Source organism: Ruegeria sp. HKCCD6426, from assembly GCF_057221115.1.
Genome location: NZ_JBWVBF010000007.1, coordinates 189208 through 208661, shown reverse-complemented (window position 1 = coordinate 208661; position 19454 = coordinate 189208). Strand labels below are relative to the sequence as shown.

General features: G+C 58.3%; 20 protein-coding genes. 9 read left to right on the top strand and 11 right to left on the bottom strand.

Features of this window, described 5'->3' with window-relative positions; genetic code table 11:
- Window positions 1-3: 3 nt before the first annotated feature.
- The 8 genes from AC2TDA_RS19100 to AC2TDA_RS19065 form a co-directional block, all read right to left on the bottom strand.
- On the bottom strand, window positions 4-537 hold the full coding sequence (locus tag AC2TDA_RS19100; RefSeq protein ID WP_480880332.1) for an outer membrane protein: 534 nt from the start codon (window positions 535-537) through the stop codon (window positions 4-6).
- A 264-nt stretch (window positions 538-801) separates the two neighbouring features.
- A complete protein-coding gene (locus AC2TDA_RS19095) occupies window positions 802-1278 on the bottom strand; it encodes a YHS domain-containing (seleno)protein (protein ID WP_480848765.1) in 477 nt (158 codons plus the stop codon).
- Window positions 1279-1450: 172 nt separating this feature from the next.
- Window positions 1451-1726: a hypothetical protein gene (locus AC2TDA_RS19090; RefSeq protein WP_480880331.1), complete on the bottom strand. Its 276-nt coding sequence runs from the start codon at window positions 1724-1726 to the stop codon at window positions 1451-1453.
- Window positions 1723-2328 (bottom strand): glycerol-3-phosphate 1-O-acyltransferase PlsY, encoded by a 606-nt coding sequence (gene plsY / locus AC2TDA_RS19085; protein WP_480848769.1) that lies wholly within the window; start codon window positions 2326-2328, stop codon window positions 1723-1725. Before plsY ends, AC2TDA_RS19090 begins: the two co-directional genes overlap by 4 nt.
- Entirely contained in the window at window positions 2328-3608 is a 1281-nt protein-coding gene (pyrC, locus tag AC2TDA_RS19080) for a dihydroorotase (protein WP_480880329.1), read from the bottom strand. The genes plsY and pyrC overlap by 1 nt, the downstream gene beginning before the upstream one ends.
- Window positions 3605-3991, bottom strand: coding sequence for a hypothetical protein (locus tag AC2TDA_RS19075; RefSeq protein ID WP_480880327.1), 387 nt, complete (start codon window positions 3989-3991; stop codon window positions 3605-3607). Before AC2TDA_RS19075 ends, pyrC begins: the two co-directional genes overlap by 4 nt.
- On the bottom strand, window positions 3976-4494 hold the full coding sequence (locus AC2TDA_RS19070) for a hypothetical protein (protein ID WP_480880325.1): 519 nt from the start codon (window positions 4492-4494) through the stop codon (window positions 3976-3978). The genes AC2TDA_RS19075 and AC2TDA_RS19070 overlap by 16 nt, the downstream gene beginning before the upstream one ends.
- Window positions 4491-5426, bottom strand: a complete 936-nt coding sequence (locus AC2TDA_RS19065; protein WP_480848775.1) for an aspartate carbamoyltransferase catalytic subunit — start codon at window positions 5424-5426, stop codon at window positions 4491-4493. Before AC2TDA_RS19065 ends, AC2TDA_RS19070 begins: the two co-directional genes overlap by 4 nt.
- Window positions 5427-6188: 762 nt before the next feature.
- Here AC2TDA_RS19065 and AC2TDA_RS19060 point away from each other — a divergent pair.
- The 6 genes from AC2TDA_RS19060 to AC2TDA_RS19035 all read left to right on the top strand — a co-directional run bounded on the left by AC2TDA_RS19060 (window position 6189) and on the right by AC2TDA_RS19035 (window position 13686).
- Window positions 6189-6956: a uracil-DNA glycosylase gene (locus AC2TDA_RS19060; protein ID WP_480848776.1), complete on the top strand. Its 768-nt coding sequence runs from the start codon at window positions 6189-6191 to the stop codon at window positions 6954-6956.
- A complete protein-coding gene (locus tag AC2TDA_RS19055; protein WP_480880323.1) occupies window positions 6953-7552 on the top strand; it encodes a metallophosphoesterase family protein in 600 nt (199 codons plus the stop codon). The genes AC2TDA_RS19060 and AC2TDA_RS19055 overlap by 4 nt, the downstream gene beginning before the upstream one ends.
- On the top strand, window positions 7549-8169 hold the full coding sequence (locus AC2TDA_RS19050; protein WP_480880322.1) for a LysE family translocator: 621 nt from the start codon (window positions 7549-7551) through the stop codon (window positions 8167-8169). The genes AC2TDA_RS19055 and AC2TDA_RS19050 overlap by 4 nt, the downstream gene beginning before the upstream one ends.
- A gap of 6 nt (window positions 8170-8175) precedes the next feature.
- On the top strand, window positions 8176-8718 hold the full coding sequence (gene moaB / locus AC2TDA_RS19045) for a molybdenum cofactor biosynthesis protein B (protein ID WP_480880320.1): 543 nt from the start codon (window positions 8176-8178) through the stop codon (window positions 8716-8718).
- 106 nt (window positions 8719-8824) lie between these two features.
- On the top strand, window positions 8825-10279 hold the full coding sequence (locus AC2TDA_RS19040; RefSeq protein WP_480880318.1) for an efflux RND transporter periplasmic adaptor subunit: 1455 nt from the start codon (window positions 8825-8827) through the stop codon (window positions 10277-10279).
- Window positions 10280-10284: 5 nt separating this feature from the next.
- Window positions 10285-13686 carry an efflux RND transporter permease subunit gene (locus AC2TDA_RS19035; RefSeq protein ID WP_480880317.1) on the top strand — a complete coding sequence of 1134 codons (3402 nt, stop codon included), beginning with the start codon at window positions 10285-10287 and terminating at the stop codon, window positions 13684-13686.
- Here the strand turns inward: AC2TDA_RS19035 and AC2TDA_RS19030 are convergent.
- Window positions 13653-14102, bottom strand: a complete 450-nt coding sequence (locus AC2TDA_RS19030; RefSeq protein ID WP_480880315.1) for an NUDIX hydrolase — start codon at window positions 14100-14102, stop codon at window positions 13653-13655. The two genes, AC2TDA_RS19035 and AC2TDA_RS19030, sit on opposite strands and share 34 nt — an antisense overlap.
- Before the next feature lie 4 nt (window positions 14103-14106).
- Complete coding sequence (locus tag AC2TDA_RS19025) at window positions 14107-14919, bottom strand: protein-disulfide reductase DsbD domain-containing protein (protein WP_480880314.1); 813 nt, start codon at window positions 14917-14919, stop codon at window positions 14107-14109.
- Window positions 14920-15066: 147 nt separating this feature from the next.
- Between AC2TDA_RS19025 and AC2TDA_RS19020 the strand changes: the two genes are divergently transcribed.
- Window positions 15067-15621: a YqgE/AlgH family protein gene (locus AC2TDA_RS19020; protein ID WP_480848788.1), complete on the top strand. Its 555-nt coding sequence runs from the start codon at window positions 15067-15069 to the stop codon at window positions 15619-15621.
- Here the strand turns inward: AC2TDA_RS19020 and AC2TDA_RS19015 are convergent.
- Window positions 15618-16565, bottom strand: coding sequence for an L-threonylcarbamoyladenylate synthase (locus tag AC2TDA_RS19015; RefSeq protein WP_480880313.1), 948 nt, complete (start codon window positions 16563-16565; stop codon window positions 15618-15620). The genes AC2TDA_RS19020 and AC2TDA_RS19015 overlap by 4 nt on opposite strands.
- 136 nt (window positions 16566-16701) lie before the next feature.
- On the opposite strand from AC2TDA_RS19015, the gene AC2TDA_RS19010 reads away from it, so the two are divergent.
- Window positions 16702-18405, top strand: coding sequence for an acyl-CoA dehydrogenase (locus tag AC2TDA_RS19010; protein WP_480880311.1), 1704 nt, complete (start codon window positions 16702-16704; stop codon window positions 18403-18405).
- Entirely contained in the window at window positions 18405-19451 is a 1047-nt protein-coding gene (locus AC2TDA_RS19005; RefSeq protein WP_480880309.1) for an MBL fold metallo-hydrolase, read from the top strand. The genes AC2TDA_RS19010 and AC2TDA_RS19005 overlap by 1 nt, the downstream gene beginning before the upstream one ends.
- The last annotated feature ends 3 nt before the right edge of the window (window positions 19452-19454 follow it).

Below are 19454 nucleotides of genomic sequence, written 5' to 3'. Positions count from 1 at the left end.
CAGTTAGAAACGGTATGCTGCCCGAATCTGGAATGTGGTTGCGTCTACATCCACTCCAGTGGAATTGAAATTGTCGAATTCGTGGTACAGAATCTCCCCGGCGATGCTGACATTTGGTGCTACGAATTGCTCATAGCCAGCACCGATGAACCAGCCATCGTCACTGCCCAGTGTATCAGTATCTGCATCGGCATAGCCGGCCGTTCCGTACAGCAGACCTTGCGGATTGATCTTATAGCCGGCGCGCGCTTTGAGGCGCCATACATTTTCGACAGTGGCCGCGCCAGACAGATCAACATCGGTCCAATCATAGTCGAAGCCACCGCCGACAACCCAATCGCCCAGGTCATAATCGTAACCCAGAATGATACCGCCGATCACATCATCGCCATCAACACCAGAGATGTTGGTGTCGATATCCGCATATCCGATTTGCGCACCGCCGTAAAAGCCGGTCCAATTATCAGACGATTGTGCCATTGCCGAACCGGCCGTCAAAGTTGCGACAACCGTGGCCAGAGCCAATTTTCCTGTCATCTTGTTTTCCTTCCGATCTAAAATCGGCTGCGGCGCCAATCCGGCGACAGCCTTGTGTTTAGGCATACGGTCTGGCCCTGAGACCAGATCACTGATTTTTTTGTATTCCGACCCGTATGTGCGTGACCCGTTACTTTGGCGACGCTGGCCCATTGCAATTGGATCCTTATCTGGCAGTACAGATAGGTCCCGGGCCTCATGTCTTCAAATGATAGACGGCGGCGGATACGATCCGCCGCCGACCTACTGGAATTATTCAGCGGATTATTGCTGTTGCAGTTCCGCAGGTGTTTTTTCGGCGATGGTTTCCCAGTTTGTGCTGGCCTGCTCGATAAAGCCCGGGATGTCGCCTTCCCAGCGTTTCTGAATGCCCTCGGACAGGTTCAGATACAGCTTGTTGTCGACGATCTTCCAGTAGTTCGGATCGCCGTCAAACTTAAAGCCCATCGCGGCGCCAAATGCACAGTATCCGCCGTATGCAGGCAGGTAAGCTTCGGGGTTTTCTTCAAACGCGGCTTTGTTTTCCTCGTTGGCAAAACGGTACATTGCGTCGTCGTGGATCGAGGTGATTTGCCAGTCGCCTTTGGTCGGCGAGCCTTCGGTAAAATAGGCAACAGGGTCATAGCCCTGCAACGCCAGACCAGTGGTTGAGGTGTTGAGTTCAACACCAGCGGCCAGAGCCGAGCTTGCGATTGCGACGGACAGCGCCACGCCACCGAGGATGGATTTGATCTTGTTCATGACTTCACCTTTCGTGAACAGGGCCGCTTGAAAGCAACTGAATTTTGCCCGGGCGGCCCGGATTTGTTTTCTGCGCCGCCGGTAATTGGCGATCACAAATCCCCAATTGGGCAGCGACCCGTTCACGTTCAAAGCAATCAATTGTGAATGTGCGGCAGTGAATATCCGGTGTTCATTTCCGCACGTCGGTCTGTAAGGCCATCACAAAGTCGACAACCTTTTCAGCAGACATTTCACAGGGCCGCAGTAAGGCCCTGCCGCTCTGAGTCAGATACAGGTTGAGGCTGATATAGTCCGAACCGCCCAACTCGTGCGCCACCAGTTTGTGCGACCTGCCGTCCACCTGAGACGTACGCGTTGCGATATATCGCCGAGATCCGGCATGCCCGGTGAATGTTCCCTGCGGCAAGGTAAAAAAGGCGCTTAGAAACCGGTCTGATGCCGTCACGAATTGCCGATCTTGGGCTCTGTTCCGGCCTTGATCCGGGCCAGATTTGCGCTGTGCCGCCAATAAACCAAAGCGGTCAGGAGAAGACCAAGAACAAATGTCGATCCGTTCGTAAGCACCATGACCCAGGTTGTTGACAGTGCCGCCGCCGCCAGCGCGCCCACGGACGATATTCGCCAGATCGCAGCTGCAGCCAGCCAGGTCAAGCAGCAGGTAACGCCGACGCGCCAGTCCAATGCCAACCACAGACCCAAAAAGGTTGCGACTCCTTTGCCGCCCTTGAAACCCAACCAGATCGGAAAGCAATGGCCCAGAAATGCGGTCAAAGCAGCGATCTGTGCGGCGTCTTCTCCGGCAAAGGTACGGGCCAGCAGGACCGCCGCCGCGCCCTTGGCTGCGTCACAAATCAGCGTCAGCGCGGCCGCGCCTTTGTTACCCGTGCGCAGCACATTCGTCGCACCGATATTGCCGGACCCGATGTTTCTTAGGTTACCCAGCCCCATGATCCGTGCGATGATCATCCCGAATGGGATCGAGCCCATCAGATAGCCGAAAGCGGCCCACAGGATCAGCTGTTCAGTGGTGCTGTCGAGTAAGGGCATCATGCTCTCCGGTATACTTCTTTGCCAGCGACATAGGTTGCGGTGACCTTACCTTGCATCCGCTGGCCGTCAAACGGCGTATTCTGCGACTTCGATTTCAGCGTGAAACGGTCCAGAACAAAGGGTACGTCAGGATCAAACAACACCAGATCGGCAGGCGCACCCTTGGACAATCGGCCAGTTTCCAGGCCAAGCCGTTTTGCGGGGTTCAGCGCCATTGCGCGGAACAGCGCCGGTAAATCCAAGTGTCCTGCGTGGTAGAGCCGCAAGGCCGCTGGCAACAGCGTCTCAAGTGCTACAGCACCCGAGGCAGCCTCTTCAAATGGCAGGCGTTTGCTTTCTTCGTCCTGCGGTGTGTGCATAGAACTGATCGTGTCGATCAACCCGCTGCGTACCGCTTCGATAACAGCCTGCCGGTCGTCCTCGGACCGCAACGGCGGCTTGACCTTGAAGAAGGTGCGATAGTCCGCAACATCCAGTTCATTTAAAGTCAGATGGTGGATCGATGTGCCCGCGGTAATGTCCAACCCATTCCGCTTGGCCCGTTCCAGCGCGGGTAAGGCACGGGCAGTGGTGATCTGGTCTGCGTGATAGGCGGCGCCTGTCATCTCCAGCAGTGCGATATCTCGGTCCAGCCCCATCCGCTCGGCCATCGGCGAAACTGCGGGTAATCCGCGCAAGGCGGCGAATTTACCGCTGGTTGCGGCGGCGCCGTTGCTAAGTCCGGGCTCTTGCGGGTGTGCGATGACCAAGGCCCCGCAGGAGCGGGCATACGTCAGAGCGCGAAAAAACACCTTGGTGTTGGCAACGACATGATCGCAATCGGTGAAGGCTACCGCTCCTGCGTCCTGCAGGAATCCGATCTCGGTCATCTCGCGCCCCTCACGACCTTTGGTCAACGCGGCCATGGGCAAGACATTGACCGGCGTGTCAGCTTGTGCGCGGCGGGTGACAAATTCCAGGCTTTCCGGCGTGTCGGTTGCCGGGCTGGTGTCCGGCCGCGTGACGATGGTGGTTACACCGCCAGCTGCGGCGGCGAGGCCAGCCGATTTGTAGCTTTCCTTATGCCGCTCACCGGGCTCGCAGACCTTGACACCGATGTCGACAATGCCAGGAGCGAGGCAGTGGCCACCGCAATCGACAACCGGCGCGTCTGTAGCCACATCATTCCCGTCTCCGCACGCCACAATGCGGCCCGCCTCAACTTTAAGCCAACCAATGTTGTCGGTGCCGGTTTCTGGGTCGATCAGGCGGGCGTTGGTGAAGATAAAATTGTTCATGCCATAGCCCTTTCGATTGCGGCTTTGGTGGCGGCCGGGTCCGCCTGATACTTGATCAGGTGTTTGTCGCCACTTTTGGTGACAATCTGGACAAAACTGCCGATGATCTTGACCGCCTCGATCTGGTTCAGTGGTACTTTACGCGCACCGGGGCCGCTGAGGGTGGTGTCGGTCATCTCCCAAGTGGCAACCAACTCTTCGGAGGCTAGATACCAGGCGCGAATACCAATGGCGGCAAGACCTGCGGGCGCACCTGTCCAAACGTAGGGATTTCCGATCAGCCAGAGCACGATCATCGCCCCCGCCATGGCCACAGCGGCGAGCCACGCATTGGTGCGTACATAGGCGCTTTTGTCGGCGGCGAAAATTACAGGATCAGCCACAGGGCGCCTCCTATGGCCAAAAGGATCACTAGGGCCAGGGTGGCCGAACCCAAGCGGCGCGGTTTATTGTTCTCTGGTATGGCCTGTGGCGCCGAAAACGGTTTGGCGCTTTCAGCTTGAATAACGCCGCCGGTCCAATTCGTTGCTTCTTCGGTGTACAGGCCGATCAGGCGCACCCGGCGGTCGGGTATCAACGTGGCCGCGCGCCCGCCAAAGGCAGCGCTGCGCAGGACCAAGACCCACCCTTTAATGGCCTCCAATACAGTGCGATCCAATTGATCCTTGGATACGCCGCAGCCGTCGTTGAGATAGCCGTACAAGCCGAGATCTTCGAGGTCGGAGACCGGGAAAATGTCAATCTGTTCAGGGTCCAGCCCTGCAACGCCCAGCACTTGGTCAACAGCGCCGGGTTCGCGCAGGAATTTTGCTTCTTCCGGACGCATGTCCAGTGCGAACAGGCGCAATACGCCGCGTTCATGGGGGGCGATGGTCAGATCGCTCATGCGGCCTCGCGTTGGTTGCGGGCCAGCAATTCCATTGCGGCCATGCGGACGGCGACGCCCATTTCAACCTGTTCCTGAATGACAGATCGGTTGATGTCATCGGCTAGCGTGCCATCGATCTCGACGCCACGGTTCATCGGGCCGGGGTGCATGACGATGGCATCCGGTTTGGCCAGCGCCAGCTTGGCGGCGTCCAGACCATAGCGGTGGTAGTACTCACGCTCGGAGGGGATAAAGCCGCCATCCATCCGCTCTTTCTGAAGGCGCAGCATCATGACGACGTCGACGTCCTTCAAGCCCTCGTTCATGTCGTCGTAGATCTCGGCCCCGAATTCGGCGAATTGCGATGGCACCAGCGTTGGCGGACCGATCAGGCGGATGCGGTTCTCCATCTTGCCCAACAGGATCAGGTTCGACCGGGCAACGCGGGAATGCGCGACGTCTCCGCATATTGCGATGTTCAGCCGGTGCAAGCGCCCCTTAGCCCGGCGGATGGTCAGCGCGTCCAGCAGCGCCTGCGTTGGGTGCTCGTGGCGCCCGTCGCCGGCATTTAGCACCGCGCAATTCACCTTTTGCGCCAGCAGGTCCACCGCGCCGGAATGGGGGTGCCGGACTACAAGCAGATCGGGATGCATCGCATTCAGCGTCATCGCGGTGTCGATCAGCGTTTCGCCCTTTTTGATTGAACTCGCCTGCATCGCCATGTTCATCACATCTGCGCCAAGCCGCTTGCCTGCAATTTCAAAGCTCGCCTGCGTGCGTGTCGAATTCTCGAAGAACATGTTGATCTGGGTTAAGCCTGCCAGCACATCCGAGTGTTTAGCCGCCTGCCGGTTCAGATCGACGTATTTCTCTGCCAGATCAAGAATGGCGGTAATATCGGATTGCGACAGACGCTCGATGCCAAGAAGGTGACGATGGGCGAAACGCATGGGGCGGGCTCCTGTCTGACAATCGGGCCGCTTATAGAAAGGACAGCGCGTCGAGGCAACCTAAGGTTCGGTTCCCTCGGGCAGTTTCTCGCAACCGCCTTCGGGCAGGCACTGCTCACCGGGTTTGCACCATTTGCCATATCCGCAGTCGATGGCCTTGATCGGAACGCAGCCCTGGTTTCGCGAGCACTTAAACCCCGGGCGGCATTGTGATCCGGTTTTTTCGCAGAAAAACCAGCCGGGGCGCGAACATCCACCACCCGGCAGGCACGATGATCCCGACGCGCAGGTCAGGCCACCTTCGCATCTGATGGGTGGTGCCGTGTTGAACTCGGGCGTTTGCTGTTCACATTCACCGCGCCCATTGCAGAAACTGCCGCCAGGGCAGTCAAGGCGCGAGGTGCACTTGTTCGCTCCCGCGGGTGCACAACGTGTGCCGCCTGCCACGCAGCGCTCAAACGGTCCGCACGTCCGACCACCGCCACAATAAGTATGACCCAAAGGGATGCATCGGCCGTCAAAACTGCATCTCTGACCGGCAGGGCAGCAGTTTCTGCCGCATTGCAGCTGACCCGCTGGGCATTGTCCGTTTTTGTTATGGAAATGGGCCACAACTGGCCCGCTGTTTGTCACAGCAAGCAGCAGTCCGATTAAAAGGATTCGCAAGGCCAACAACATGAATATGCTCATCGTCGGTGCGACCGAGCGACATGGCAAGGTCTATTCGCTTCCCCTCAGCCGTCAGGCGAGTAAATTGATCGTATGGAATCGGGTTTGGACTATCACACAGCGCGGGCCCTGCTGGAATGGCAGGTCGAACTGGGCGTGACCGATGCGATCGGAGACGTTCCGATTGATCGATACGCGCTTCCGGACACCGCACCGAAGGTTAAAAAGCCGACGGTCGCAGCCGCGGCGCCTCCCAAACCCAAAAAAGTTGATTCTGCGGCGCTTGCCCAGCAGGTTGCGAAATCAGCGGGATCATTGCCTGAGTTGCGCGATGCACTGGACGCGTTCGATCTCTGCGAGTTGAAACGCGGCGCGCGGCAACTGGTTTTCGCTGACGGCACGCCGGGTGCCCGGGTGATGATCATTGGCGAGGCACCCGGCCGCGACGAGGATCGTGAAGGAAAGCCATTTGTCGGCCGTGCCGGTCAGCTTTTGGACCGGATGCTGGCAGCGATTGATCTGGATCGCGGTCAAAATGTCTATATCACCAATGTCTTGCCCTGGCGGCCCCCTCAGAATCGTGATCCCAAACCTGAAGAGATCGGGATGATGAAACCGTTTCTGGAACGGCACATTGCGCTGGCAAAGCCCGAAGTTCTGGTGGTGATGGGAAATATCAGCTGTCAGGCTGTTCTGGGCAAACGTGGAATAACGCGTCTGCGCGGGCAATGGGATCAGGCCTTGAACCTGCCAGTGATCCCAATGTTCCACCCTGCCTATCTGCTGCGCCAACCGCAGATGAAGCGGCAGGCGTGGGCCGATCTTCTGGAGCTGAAAGCAAGGTTGGAGACCATCGCATGAGGATTTTGGCTTTTTCAGACCTGCACATGGCACGCAACCGGGCTGCGGATCTGGTCGCCGCAAGTGTCGAAGCGGATCTGGTGATCGGAGCCGGGGATTATTGCAACATGCGTCAGGGTCTGGACGAGGCGATGATCATGCTCTCAGGCATTTCGGCTCCGTTGGTGTTGGTGCCCGGCAATGCCGAAAGCGCTGGTGAGCTGACCGAGGCCGCACCCGAAGGGGTGCATGTCCTGCATGGCTCGGGCATGACAGTGGATGGGCTGCGCCTGTTCGGATTGGGTTATGGTGTACCGGTTACGCCATTCGGAGATTGGTCCTGTGACCTGACCGAGTCAGAGGCTGCTGAGATGTTAGAACGTTGTGATGCTGCAGACATTCTGATCGCCCATTCACCGCCCAAAGGGTATGGCGATACGACATCACAGGGCTTATCCGTAGGTTCCGTCGCGGTGAGGAATGCAGTTGAGCGGATACAGCCGCTTTACGCTTTCTGCGGCCATATTCACGACAGCTGGGGCTACAGCGGTATGATCGGGCGTACACAGGTGACCAATCTGGGGCCGACAATAAATTGGTTTAAGGTCGACCTATGATCGAAACTGTAACGTTGCTGGCCTTTGTGCCGGCCACCGTTGTCCTGAACTTAACTCCCGGGGCGGACATGATGTTCTGTGTCGGGCAAGGGCTGAAGTCCGGGGCCAGACCTGCTCTGTTGGCCAGTGCCGGTATAGCAGTCGGTTCGCTTGTGCATGTCCTGTTGGCCGGGCTTGGCTTGGGTGCGGCGGTTTCCACAATGCCATGGTTGTTTGATGTCATTCGCTGGTTGGGAGTCGTTTACCTGCTGTATCTGGCGTGGGGCGCAATCCGGAACGGTGCAGTGTCGGCTGATGGTCAGGCCAGGCCAAGCCGGTTCGCCTTCCGCGATGGATTTGTGGTGAACCTGACCAACCCCAAGGTCATCCTGTTTGTTCTGGCCTTCATCCCGCAATTTGTCGATCCGACACAGGGTTCGATCCTGTTACAGTTTCTGATTTTCGGAGCCGTCATTTCGCTGGGTGGTTTGGTAGTGAACGGGCTGGCCGGTGTCTTTGCCGGGGGTGCGGGTAAAGCGCTGATCTCAAACCCCCGTGCGTCACGTATAATCGGTTGGGTCTCCGGCGGTATTTTCACCGCTTTGGCGATCCGGCTTGCCATCATGGAAAGGGCCTGATGCCACATGTCGCGTATTGATGAAACCATGGACTTCATACCCGTCCGGATTGCCGTTCTGACTGTATCGGACACAAGGTCGATTGAGGATGATCGCTCGGGCCAGACGCTGGCGGACCGGATTGAGCGTGCGGGGCATGTGCTGGCGGATCGTCAGATCATTCAGGATGAACGCACGGAAATTGCGGCTCAGCTGCGCCTTTGGATCGCGGACCCGGATATTGACGTGGTGATTTCCACCGGCGGGACCGGTCTGACCGGCCGCGACGTGACGGTAGAAGCGCACAGAGACGTCTATGAAAAAGAAATCGAAGCCTTTGGAACCGTTTTCACCATCGTGTCGATGGAAAAGATCGGTACTTCGGCCGTGCAATCCCGCGCCACGGGCGGCGTGGCCGGAGGGACCTATCTGTTTGCTCTTCCCGGCAGCCCCGGCGCTTGTAAAGACGCGTGGGACGCAATCCTTGAAAAACAGTTTGATTACCGTCATCGCCCCTGCAATTTTGTGGAAATAATGCCCCGATTGGACGAACATCTGCGACGGAAGTAGACTGTTCCAGCGTTTAACGCATCATAACCGCTTTGTGGCTTGGCATTTTTTGCCACCCGGCTACCATTTGAGCAAGCCAGCGTTTTGCGACCGGAGTAAGTGATCGATGCGATTTCTGCGACAGAGCCTAGTAGGCGTTTTCCTGGCGTTTATGACACTGGGATTGTTGCTCGTGGCCGCTCAAATGATCGTCGGAGCGGTGCAGGATGTATTAACGCGTGACACTCAGCAACCTGATGCGCGAGAACGAGTTTTTGCTGTCGTGGTTCAAACTGCTGAACCTGAAACGGTTACACCCTACCTTGAGGCTTTTGGTCAGATCCAAAGTCGGCGCAGGCTGGAGCTGCGCGCCGCCTTGGGCGGACGCGTCGTGTCTTTGGCCGAGGATTTTGAAGATGGGGGTACGGTCTCGGCCGGCGAATTGCTGGTCGAACTCGATCCGGCGGATATGCAGTCGGCGCTGGATCGCGCTAAGTCTGATTTGCTGGACGCACAATTTGAAGAACGTGACGCCGAACGCTCGTTGCTTTTGGCTCAGGACGAGTTGAAATCTGCTGAAGCACAGGCTGAGCTGCGGGAACGTGCCCTGCAGCGCCAGCGCGACTTGCAATCGCGCGGTGTCGGAGCCGCAGCCAGTGTTGAAGAGGCTGAACTGGCCGCAACCTCTGCTCAGCAAGCTGTATTGTCCAGTCGTATCAATTTGGCGCAGGCGGAGTCGCGCGTTGATCAGGCGACTACACTTCTTGCCCGTGCTCGGATCGCGCTGGACGGGGCCGAGCGCGATCTGGATGACATGACCATTCACGCGCGCTTTGCCGGTACTTTGACCGGTGTAACTCTTGTCGAAGGGCGGCTTGTTTCGGCCAATGAAAAGCTGGCAGAGCTGGTCGATCCAAGTGCGCTTGAGGTCGCCTTCCGGGTTTCAACCGCGCAGTTCGTGCGATTGTTGGACGATGAGGGCGATCTGATCCCCGCGCCGGTTACCGTTTCGTTGGAAGTGACCGGTACTGATTTGGTAACCAAGGGTCGAATCAGCCGTGACAGTGGTTCGGCTGGTGAAGGGCAGACCGGACGTCTGATTTATGCGCGCCTGGAGGAAGCGCCGGGCTTCAAGCCAGGAGATTTTGTTACCGTTTCAGTGGAAGAGAAGGCGTTGGACAACGTAGTGCGACTGCCTTCGTCGGTGCTGGACGCGTCGAGCAGTGTGCTGGTGCTGGGACCGGATGACCGGCTGGAGCCCCTGCCGGTTCAGCTGATCCGCCGGCAAGGTGACGAGGTTTTGTTGCGAGGGGAGGGGCTGGCCGGTCGCGAAGTCGTGGTTGGCCGCACACCCTTGCTCGGTTCGGGTGTGAGGGTACGCCCGCTGCGGGTTGAAGCCAGTGCTGATCCTGATCCGGACATGGTCGAGCTTTCAGACGAAAAACGCGCTCAGTTGATGGCGCAGGTAGAGGCCAGCGATGCCATGCCGCAGGCCGATAAGGACAGGGTTCTGGGGCAACTTCGCGAAACCAGCGTTCCCGCAACGCTTGTACGGCGTCTTGAAACCCGGGCTGGGGGATAGCGGCCATGATCCGCGAAATTCCCGGAGCGGCGGGAGGCATACTCAGTTATTTCACCCGCCATCGTACAGTGGCCAACTTGCTACTGCTTGTCATGTTGGTGTTGGGCGCCGCAGCCATTCCGAACATGCGCGCGCAGTTCTTTCCGGATGTGATCCTGGAACGGGTTAACGTGAATATCCAATGGGACGGTGCAGGTCCTGAGGATGTGGACAACGGCATTATTCAATTGTTGGAGCCCGCTCTTCTTGCGGTCGAAGGGGTTTCGAGAACCGAGTCGACCTCGCGTGAAGGCTCAGCTGGTATCGAACTGGAATTCGAACCCAACTGGGATATGGCCCGCGCGGTTGAAGAGGTCCGGACCGCAATCGACAGCGTGACCAACTTGCCCGATGACGTTGAAGAGCCAACCATTCGGCGGGCGGCTTGGCGGGATCGTGTAACAGACGTGATCATCACAGGGCCAATTGAATCGGAACAGCTGGCGAAATTCACCGATGAGCTGATCAATCGCCTGTTCGAAGCCGGTGTGACACGGACGACTATTCGTGGCCTAGCGGCCCCACGTATCGTTGTAGAAGTGCCCACCGTTCAATTGATAGCCAATGACATTACGATGTCCGAGATTTCTTCGGCCATCGCCGCCGAAGTTACGGCTAGCCCAGCCGGGGATGTGACCGGCGCAAACGCACGCATTCGGACCGGCACCGAGAAACGTACACCTGAAGAATTGGAAGGGGTTGCGCTGCGTACATTCCCCGACGGCTCGAAACTTGTTGTGGGTGATGTCGCGCAAATCCGTGTTGAAGGGGTCACCCGCAACAGAAGCTATTTTGTCGGCGACAACCCGGCCATGTCTATTCGCGTGGACAGATCCAATCTGGGGGATGCAATCGGCATTCAGCACACAGTTGAAGACGTTGTTCTGGACATGCAGGCCAGCCTTCCCGAAGGAATAACGGTCGAGTTGATCCGGACCCGGGCGCAGGCCATCACCGATCGTCTTGATATTCTGATCGACAATGGCCTGGTTGGTTTGGGGCTGGTTGTCTGCCTTCTGTTCCTGTTTTTAAACGCGCGCATTGCCTTCTGGGTGGCGGCGGGTATTCCAGTGGCCATGTCCGCCGCAATTGCTCTGATGTATCTGGGTGGGCTGTCGATCAACATGGTGTCTTTGTTTGGCCTGATCATCACGTTGGGCATCGTGGTGGACGATGCCATCGTTGTGGGCGAACACGCCGATTTCCGCGCCCGCCGTTTGGGCGAAGCGCCAATGGTTGCCGCTGAACGTGCTGCGCGCCGTATGGCGATGCCAGTTTTCGCCGCAACCCTGACCACCGTAATCGCCTTTTTTGGCCTGACGGCAATTGGCGGGCGGTTTGGGGAACTGATCCGCGATATTCCGTATACAGTGATTGCTGTTCTGATTGCCTCGTTGATCGAATGCTTTCTGATTTTGCCAAACCACATGGCCCACGCCATTGCGCATTCGACCAAGGAACACTGGTACGACCTGCCCAATCGGGTGGTGAACAGGGGCTTTCGCTGGGGGCGCGATAACCTGTTCCGCCCGTTGGTCGCCTGGGTTGTCTGGGCACGCTATGTCGTTGTTGCGATTATGTTGGTGATCCTCGCCAGTCAGATTTCTCTGTTCATCAAAGGCGAAGTGAACTGGCGGTTCTTCAATGCGCCCGAACGCGGTTCGGTCACCGGCAATTTCATCATGGTCGAAGGGGCAACGCGCACGGAAACGCTGGAAATGATGCGCATGGTCCAGCGTGCAACCGAAGAACTGGGCCAGATTTACGAAGACCGCCATGGTCGCAATCCCATTGACTATGTCTTGGCTGAAGTTGGCGGATCCGCTGGATGGGGTCTGGCCGCAGCTGATGGAAAGGATGCTGACCTGTTGGGTGGCATCTCGATCGAGCTGATCGACGCCGATCTGCGGCCTTATTCCAGCTTTGAGTTCGTGGGTGAACTTCAGGATTTTGTGCCCCGCCACCCCAAGGTAGAATTACTCAGCTTCCGGGGCTGGCGCTCGGGTCCGGGTGGCGATGCAATTGATGTTCAGTTCTACGGCGCGGATGTGAACACGCTGAAATCCGCGTCCGAGGATTTGCAAGCCGCGCTATCTAAATACCCCGAGGTTTCTGCGCTCGAGGACAACCTGGCCTATGACAAGGAAGAGTTCATTCTGGACCTGACTGCTCAGGGCGAGGCGCTGGGTTTCCGGATAGAAACGCTGGGTCGCGTGTTGCGGGATCGTCTGAACGGAATTGAGGCTGCAACCTTCCCCGACGGACCGCGCAGCACCGAAATCCGGGTGGAACTGCCCGAGGATGAGCTGACCGCAGATTTCCTGGAGCGAACCCTGATGCGCTCGCCCGATGGGGTGTATGTCCCGCTGGCCGATATTGTCGCGGTAGAGCGTAAGTCGGGCTTTTCGTCAGTCCGTCGCGAGAATGGATTGCGGATGATAGGAGTGAACGGCGACATTTCCGAAGATGACCCGGCTCAGGCCGCAGAAATCGCACGGGCTCTGCAGGAGGAAATCCTGCCCAACATTGCGGCAGAGCGACAAGTCGAATGGCGTATGGAGGGGTTGAGCGAGCAGGAGGACGAATTTCTTTCGGAGGCGCGCACCGGGCTGATACTGTGTTTGACCGGCATATATCTGGTATTGGCCTGGGTGTTTGCCAGCTGGACTAGGCCACTGGTGGTGATGGCGATTATCCCCTTTGGCCTGGTGGGGGCGATTTGGGGGCATTACCTGTGGGACGTCCCGCTCAGTATGTTCACCGTTGTCGGCCTGCTGGGAATGACGGGTATCGTCATCAACGATTCGATCGTTTTGGTGACAACCATTGACGCATATCAACAGGAGCGCGGGCTGGTGCCTTCGATTATCGAAGGCACTGCGGATCGGTTGCGCCCGGTCATGTTAACCACCCTGACTACGGTCTTGGGCCTGACGCCACTGATGTACGAAAGCTCGCAACAGGCCCAATTTCTCAAACCTACGGTGATCACGCTGGTTTACGGGCTTGGTTTTGGAATGCTCTTGGTGTTGCTTCTGGTTCCTGCGCTGCTAGCCATTCTGAATGATGTCTCGCGGCCAATGACCGCCATGCGCCGCGCAATGCGGGCGCCAGACCAGGTTGTGCGAGGTGCGGTGACAGCCACCGGTTTCGCGTTGGCAATCTGGTTGGGTGTGTCGATGGTTTGGCCCGCATTTACCGGTGTTCCATTCGCTCCGCTCGCAGAGTTTTATCCTGGCGAAGATGGGCTAAACGCGTTGAAGATGGGGTTTGGTGTCTTCGCCGCCGGGGCGGCGGTGATCCTGGTGGTAGGGGTTGCGGCGTCGGGGCTGCTTTACGCGCGCTTGTCCGGGCGGGCCAAAGTCTGATCAAACCGTAACGCCGTTTCCAGAAGTTCCGGGACACGGGCGCTCATCGGTATACTGTTGCGCAGAATTTGCTCGGTCGGAAACCACCGGGCGTCGCGCGCATCGTCACCTGCCATAGGTGTCCCTGACTGGTACTGACAAGCGACACCAACCAGCAGGTAATGCGTACGCACCGCTCCTTTTTCGTCGTGATGCAGCAGGTCGAGATTGTCGAGATAAGACAAAGGGCGGGCCGCAATGCCGGTTTCCTCACGCAATTCACGTACCGCCGCCTGTTTCACTGTTTCACCCCATTCGACATGGCCGCCCGGAAAGCCCCAGAGACCTGCGTCAGGTTGCTTTCCACGCTGTACCAGCAATACCTGGTTTTGATGCACAACAACGGCCAATGCACCGATTTTTGGGGTTTGGCTCATATCGTCAGCCGGCACTGCACCCGAGTATGTCCACGGCGTGCTTGGTACCCAATATTGTGATCCGCACTTCTGACCGATCCAATGCAAACGGTGCGCCTGAGGCATTGATGACCTCGGTTCGGGCAATCAGTGTGCTGCCTCGCCGTTCAGCGTCAGATTGCGATGCCCAGAGTGTTGGGTTGCCGGGTTCGATGACGGCAACTTCGGTGCCGCCTGCCGATGGCATCGTAATATGTGCTTCTATCTGCATTCCGTCTTTCGTGGGTGTCAAATGACATGCAGCCCCGGCAACCCCGGCCTCGCGCGCAGAATAGGGCCGTTGCGCCAGAGCAGCGGCAATTGCCGGATTACGGTTTGCCTCGGGGTCCAGCGTGTGATCGAATCCCAACCGACCTGGTACACAGACATCCTTGCAGACGCCCAAATCCATTTCTCCGCGCAACCTTACCGGCTTGGCCGGGTTATTCGGTGTGATTTCTACAGGCAGCACCAGTTGGTCTTCATACCCGATGGAGCGCAGCCCATTTTGGTCAAACACATGCGGAGCGGGCCAGGTGATCGCGATATCGCCTACATTGCGGGAACGGCTCCAGTCGAATTGCGGGGGAATGCCTGCATCTCCCGGCGCGCGCCAATACGTCTTCCAGCCGTCCTTCAACGTCAGGCGCAACGCCCCCTGGTAGGTGCCATTGACGGTTTTGCCGCCATCCAGAACCTCAAGCTGCACGAGGTTATCCACGCCCTGACCAAACGAAGGAAAGGCCAGACTCAGGCTGGCGATCAGGGTGGCTGCGGCGGGTTTCCAGAGCGTCATCATAGCTTATAAATGCGCCTTACAGGCCGAATTGCCAAGTCACGTTCGGGTCACTGTAGTGAAATCCAAAGGAATCGCCTCTGATCCCTTGCCAATACCCATCGCACGGGGCCATTGTTGTGGGGTAACAGACCCAAGAGTTGTCTCCTTATGGACCTGACCGGAAAACTGTTAATTGCGATGCCCGGCATGGGTGATCCACGTTTCGAACACTCGGTGGTTTATGTTTGTAGCCACGAGGATGACGGGGCGATGGGGTTGATTGTCAACAAACCGTCAGATTTGCGAATCAAGACGCTGTTGGAACAGCTCAACATTGCGTGCCGTATTCCGGTTGTTGGCGAAAGGCTGGTGCATTTCGGCGGCCCGGTCGAAATGTCGCGCGGCTTTGTCCTACATTCCGCGGATTACGAAGCCAATCTGCACTCGATGCAGATCAGCGACGATTTCAGCATGACTGCAACCATGGATGTACTTGAAGATCTGGCCTCGGGCCGAGGGCCGCTGAATTCGATGGTGACGCTGGGCTATTCGGGTTGGGGACCCGGTCAGCTTGAGGACGAGATCGCCCTGAACGGCTGGCTCACGACGGAATCTGACCCGAAATTGGTCTTTGACTTGCCCGATGACGAGAAATGGGAGGCGGCTCTGGCGACGCTTGGGGTCGACCCGCTGACACTGTCGGCGAGCGCAGGCCGCGCCTAGTTTCGAGGGGCGGCGGCTCGGCGCAGCCGGTCGTTGATTGCTGCTCCCAAACCTTTAACGGGGATTGGCGTTACGGCGATCGGGCGGCCGGATTTATCCAAATCGTGTAGGGTTGCGAACAGATTGGCCGCAGCTTCGACCAGATCACCTTTGGCAGACAGATTTACGTCACAGTCGACTGAACCGAAGCCCAGGACGATCTCATCGCCTTGCCGCGTCTCTGCATTCAAACGCACCGGAGCTTCTGGCGCGTAATGCGATTGCAACTGGCCCGGTGCGGTCAACAGATCGTGCGATTGGTGGTGATGCAGCCGAGTGTTCAGAACTTCCTCAATCTGATCCAATGCTACGCCTCCTGGGCGCAGCAGCGTCGCCTCTCCGGCCAATCCGACTATGGTTGACTCCAAACCCACCCCGCAGGGGCCGTCGTCCAGAACCGCAGCGATCCGTCCGTCCAACCCAGCGCGCACATGTTCTGCTGTAGTGGGGCTGATCCGGCCTGACGGATTGGCGGAAGGTGCCGCGACGGGGCCGTCAACAGCCTGTAACAAGGCGCGCGCCGTTGGGTGCGCAGGAACTCGAATCGCCAGCGTGTCCAGCCCGGCTGTGACCAGAGACGACACTCCATGCCCCTCAAGCAGTGGCAGAACCAGAGTCAGCGGGCCAGGCCAGAAGGTATCGGCCAGTCGCTCTGCCTGGTCGGACCACTTAACGAAACGTCGGGCGGCCTCGACCGAAGCGATATGCGCAATCAGCGGGTTGAAACTGGGTCGTCCTTTGGCGGCGTAGATTGCCGCCACCGCCTCGCCATTGAGGGCATCACCGCCCAGCCCGTAAACGGTCTCGGTCGGGAAGGCGACCAGTTGCCCCTGCCGCAGCAGATCGGCGGCCTGTGCCAGCCCGGCTGGATCGGCGGATAAATACTCGGTACGGTAGGGGATCATTGGTCGTGACGCCGCGTTTTGGTTGCTTGCAACATGAGGAAGGTTAGGTAATCGTTCCAGCCCAGATGATTACCGGTGCGGCTTGCGGATTCCAAGCCCGCACGTAAAAACCTTCAGATAACCCTCGAGGGAAGCCATGCCGTATCGCGCTCCGATTTCTGACTATCAGTTCCTGCTGGACCATGTGGTTGGCTTTGACCAAATCGCCGCGACCGAGAAGTTCTCAGAGGCGACCGGCGATGTCGTCGGCGCGATCCTGAACGAGGCGGGCAAGTTGTGTGAAGAGGTGATGGCGCCCCTGCAGGTCCCTGGCGATAAGACCCATCCCCGGCTTGAGAACGGCGTACTGCGCACTTCGCCCGGGTATTCGGAGGGGTGGAAATCCATTGCCGAAGGCGGCTGGATCGGCATGAGCGGTGATCCGGAGTATGGCGGCATGGGACTGCCGATGACAATAACCACCGCCGTGAACGAGATGATGAGCGCGGCGTGTCTGTCATTGCAACTGGCGCCGCTGATGTCGCAAGGGCAGATCGAAGCATTGGAGCATCACGCCAGCGACGCGCTAAAGCAGCTTTACCTGCCCAAGCTGATGGCGGGTGAATGGTCGGGCACCATGAATCTGACAGAAGCGCAGGCTGGTTCGGATGTGGGTGCTTTGGCTTCTAAGGCTGAACCCAATGGGGATGGAACCTATGCCGTGACCGGGCAGAAGATCTTTATCTCCTGGGGTGACAATGACTTTACCGAGAACGTCTGCCATCTGGTTCTGGCGCGTCTGCCAGACGGTGTGCCGGGGACCAAAGGGATTTCTTTGTTCTTGGTTCCGAAATACCTCCCGGATGAGAATGGTAACGCCGGTGCCGCCAATGACCTGAAGGTTGTCTCGCTGGAACACAAGATGGGCCTGCACGGCTCGCCCACGTGCGTGATGCAGTATGATGGGGCCAAAGGTTGGCTTGTGGGTGAGGAACATGGCGGCATGGCAGCCATGTTCACCATGATGAACAACGCGCGCCTTGGCGTCGGCGGGCAGGGCGTTGGAGCAGCCGAGGGAGCGTATCAACACGCGCTGGCCTATGCGCTGGAGCGTAAACAGGGAAAGACCCCTTCGGGCACGATCATCGATCACGCGGATGTTCGCCGGATGCTGATGGATATGCGAGCCGATGTTTTTGCAGCTCGGGCAATTTTGTTGGCAAACGCGGCAGCGATAGACATGGCGCAGGCCACCGGTGACGTCGAGTGGAGCACGCGTGCTGCTCTGCTGACACCGATTTGCAAAGCGTTTGGAACCCATACTGGAATGCGCGTTTCCGAAACCGGCGTTCAGGTGCATGGCGGCATGGGGTTCATCGAAGAAACCGGTGCGGCCCAATATTACCGCGATGTACGCGTTACGGCGATCTATGAAGGCACCAACGGCATTCAGGCCATGGATCTTGTGGGGCGCAAGATGATGGACAGCGGCGACGCCGCCTCGCGCCTGTTGGATGAAATCGAGGATCAGGCCGAACAGGCTCGTGCGACGCTGCCTGACCTGGCAGGGCCGGTCTGGGAAGCCACCGAGTCCTTGCGTGAAGCAACTGAATGGCTGGTGTCGCAGAGCGATATGAATACTCGCTTTGCCGGCGCGACCGCCTATCTGGCCGCGTTCGCACGTGTTCTGGGCGCGCATTACCACCTGTCTGCAGCTCTGGCTGAACCGGAAGGGCCGCGCGCCAAGCTGGCTCGGTACTACATCAATGCCTTGCTGCCCGAGCACATGGGCCTGTTGGTACAGGCGCAGAAAGGGGCGGATGACCTTTATGCGTTCACTGTTGAGGAGTTGGCAGTCTGATGGACGGTGATATGGGGCAGACCATCCGGTATCCGTGGAGCGAACCTCCGGCAACGGGCGATGCAACCGAGATTGCCGAGGGTGTATTGTGGATGCGCCTGCCGCTGCCAATGGCGCTGGACCATGTGAATGTATATGCGCTGGATGACGGAGACGGCTGGACGGTGATCGACACTGGGCTGTCGTCGAAAAAGACACGAGCCATCTGGGATAGCCTGATGGTCGGGCCGCTATCAGGTAAACCGATCAAGCGGGTCGTGGTGACGCATCACCACCCCGATCATGTCGGCAATGCAGGCTGGTTCCAGACCGAGCATGGGGCCGAGCTGGTGACGACTCGCACCGCCTGGTTGTTCGCGCGGATGCTGACGTTGGACGTGCAGGAAAACTGGCCGCAGGAAACGCTGAATTTTTACCGTAGCGCCGGTATGGCCGGGGATGTTCTGGCCAAACGAATGGCCGAGCGCCCCTTTAACTTTGCCGATGTCGTTTATCCGATGCCGCTGGGCTTTACCCGGGTCAAGCAGGGCGACGTAATCCGTATGGGCGGACGCAACTGGGATGTGCATATGGGCAACGGCCACGCCCCCGAGCATGCAACCTTCTGGAGCCGCGACGATAATCTGGTGCTGACCGGCGATCAGATTCTCAGTTCGATCAGTTCAAATCTCGGGGTCTATGCGACCGAACCCATGGCCGATCCGGTTGCTGACTGGCTGGAAGCCTGCGAACGACTGCGACCACTGGCACGTCCCGATCATCTGGTGCTGGGCGGGCACAAGCTGCCCTTTACCGGTCTGCCGATGCGGATGCGCCAACTGATCGACAACCACCATGGCGCGTTGGATCGTCTGATAAACGAACTGAACCAACCGATGACTGCCGCCGAATGCTTCACGGCTTTGTTCAAACGTTCGATCAAGGAAAGCGAATATGGCCTTGCATTGGTCGAGGCGGTTGCACACCTGAACCATCTCTACCACATTGATGCTGTAACCCGGACGCGGCGCGCGGACGGAGCGTGGGAATATCAACGCAGAGGGTAGCGA

What these genes read in the sequence shown, in the direction of transcription:
- AC2TDA_RS19100 (WP_480880332.1), bottom strand. Translation starts at nt 537, where the DNA reads ATGACAGGAAAATTGGCTCTGGCCACGGTTGTCGCAACTTTGACGGCC.
- AC2TDA_RS19095 (WP_480848765.1), bottom strand. Translation starts at nt 1,278, where the DNA reads ATGAACAAGATCAAATCCATCCTCGGTGGCGTGGCGCTGTCCGTCGCA.
- plsY (WP_480848769.1), bottom strand. Translation starts at nt 2,328, where the DNA reads ATGCCCTTACTCGACAGCACCACTGAACAGCTGATCCTGTGGGCCGCT.
- pyrC (WP_480880329.1), bottom strand. Translation starts at nt 3,608, where the DNA reads ATGAACAATTTTATCTTCACCAACGCCCGCCTGATCGACCCAGAAACC.
- AC2TDA_RS19070 (WP_480880325.1), bottom strand. Translation starts at nt 4,494, where the DNA reads ATGAGCGATCTGACCATCGCCCCCCATGAACGCGGCGTATTGCGCCTG.
- AC2TDA_RS19065 (WP_480848775.1), bottom strand. Translation starts at nt 5,426, where the DNA reads ATGCGTTTCGCCCATCGTCACCTTCTTGGCATCGAGCGTCTGTCGCAA.
- AC2TDA_RS19060 (WP_480848776.1), top strand. Translation starts at nt 6,189, where the DNA reads ATGGAATCGGGTTTGGACTATCACACAGCGCGGGCCCTGCTGGAATGG.
- AC2TDA_RS19055 (WP_480880323.1), top strand. Translation starts at nt 6,953, where the DNA reads ATGAGGATTTTGGCTTTTTCAGACCTGCACATGGCACGCAACCGGGCT.
- AC2TDA_RS19050 (WP_480880322.1), top strand. Translation starts at nt 7,549, where the DNA reads ATGATCGAAACTGTAACGTTGCTGGCCTTTGTGCCGGCCACCGTTGTC.
- moaB (WP_480880320.1), top strand. Translation starts at nt 8,176, where the DNA reads ATGTCGCGTATTGATGAAACCATGGACTTCATACCCGTCCGGATTGCC.
- AC2TDA_RS19040 (WP_480880318.1), top strand. Translation starts at nt 8,825, where the DNA reads ATGCGATTTCTGCGACAGAGCCTAGTAGGCGTTTTCCTGGCGTTTATG.
- AC2TDA_RS19035 (WP_480880317.1), top strand. Translation starts at nt 10,285, where the DNA reads ATGATCCGCGAAATTCCCGGAGCGGCGGGAGGCATACTCAGTTATTTC.
- AC2TDA_RS19030 (WP_480880315.1), bottom strand. Translation starts at nt 14,102, where the DNA reads ATGAGCCAAACCCCAAAAATCGGTGCATTGGCCGTTGTTGTGCATCAA.
- AC2TDA_RS19025 (WP_480880314.1), bottom strand. Translation starts at nt 14,919, where the DNA reads ATGATGACGCTCTGGAAACCCGCCGCAGCCACCCTGATCGCCAGCCTG.
- AC2TDA_RS19020 (WP_480848788.1), top strand. Translation starts at nt 15,067, where the DNA reads ATGGACCTGACCGGAAAACTGTTAATTGCGATGCCCGGCATGGGTGAT.
- AC2TDA_RS19015 (WP_480880313.1), bottom strand. Translation starts at nt 16,565, where the DNA reads ATGATCCCCTACCGTACCGAGTATTTATCCGCCGATCCAGCCGGGCTG.
- AC2TDA_RS19010 (WP_480880311.1), top strand. Translation starts at nt 16,702, where the DNA reads ATGCCGTATCGCGCTCCGATTTCTGACTATCAGTTCCTGCTGGACCAT.
- AC2TDA_RS19005 (WP_480880309.1), top strand. Translation starts at nt 18,405, where the DNA reads ATGGACGGTGATATGGGGCAGACCATCCGGTATCCGTGGAGCGAACCT.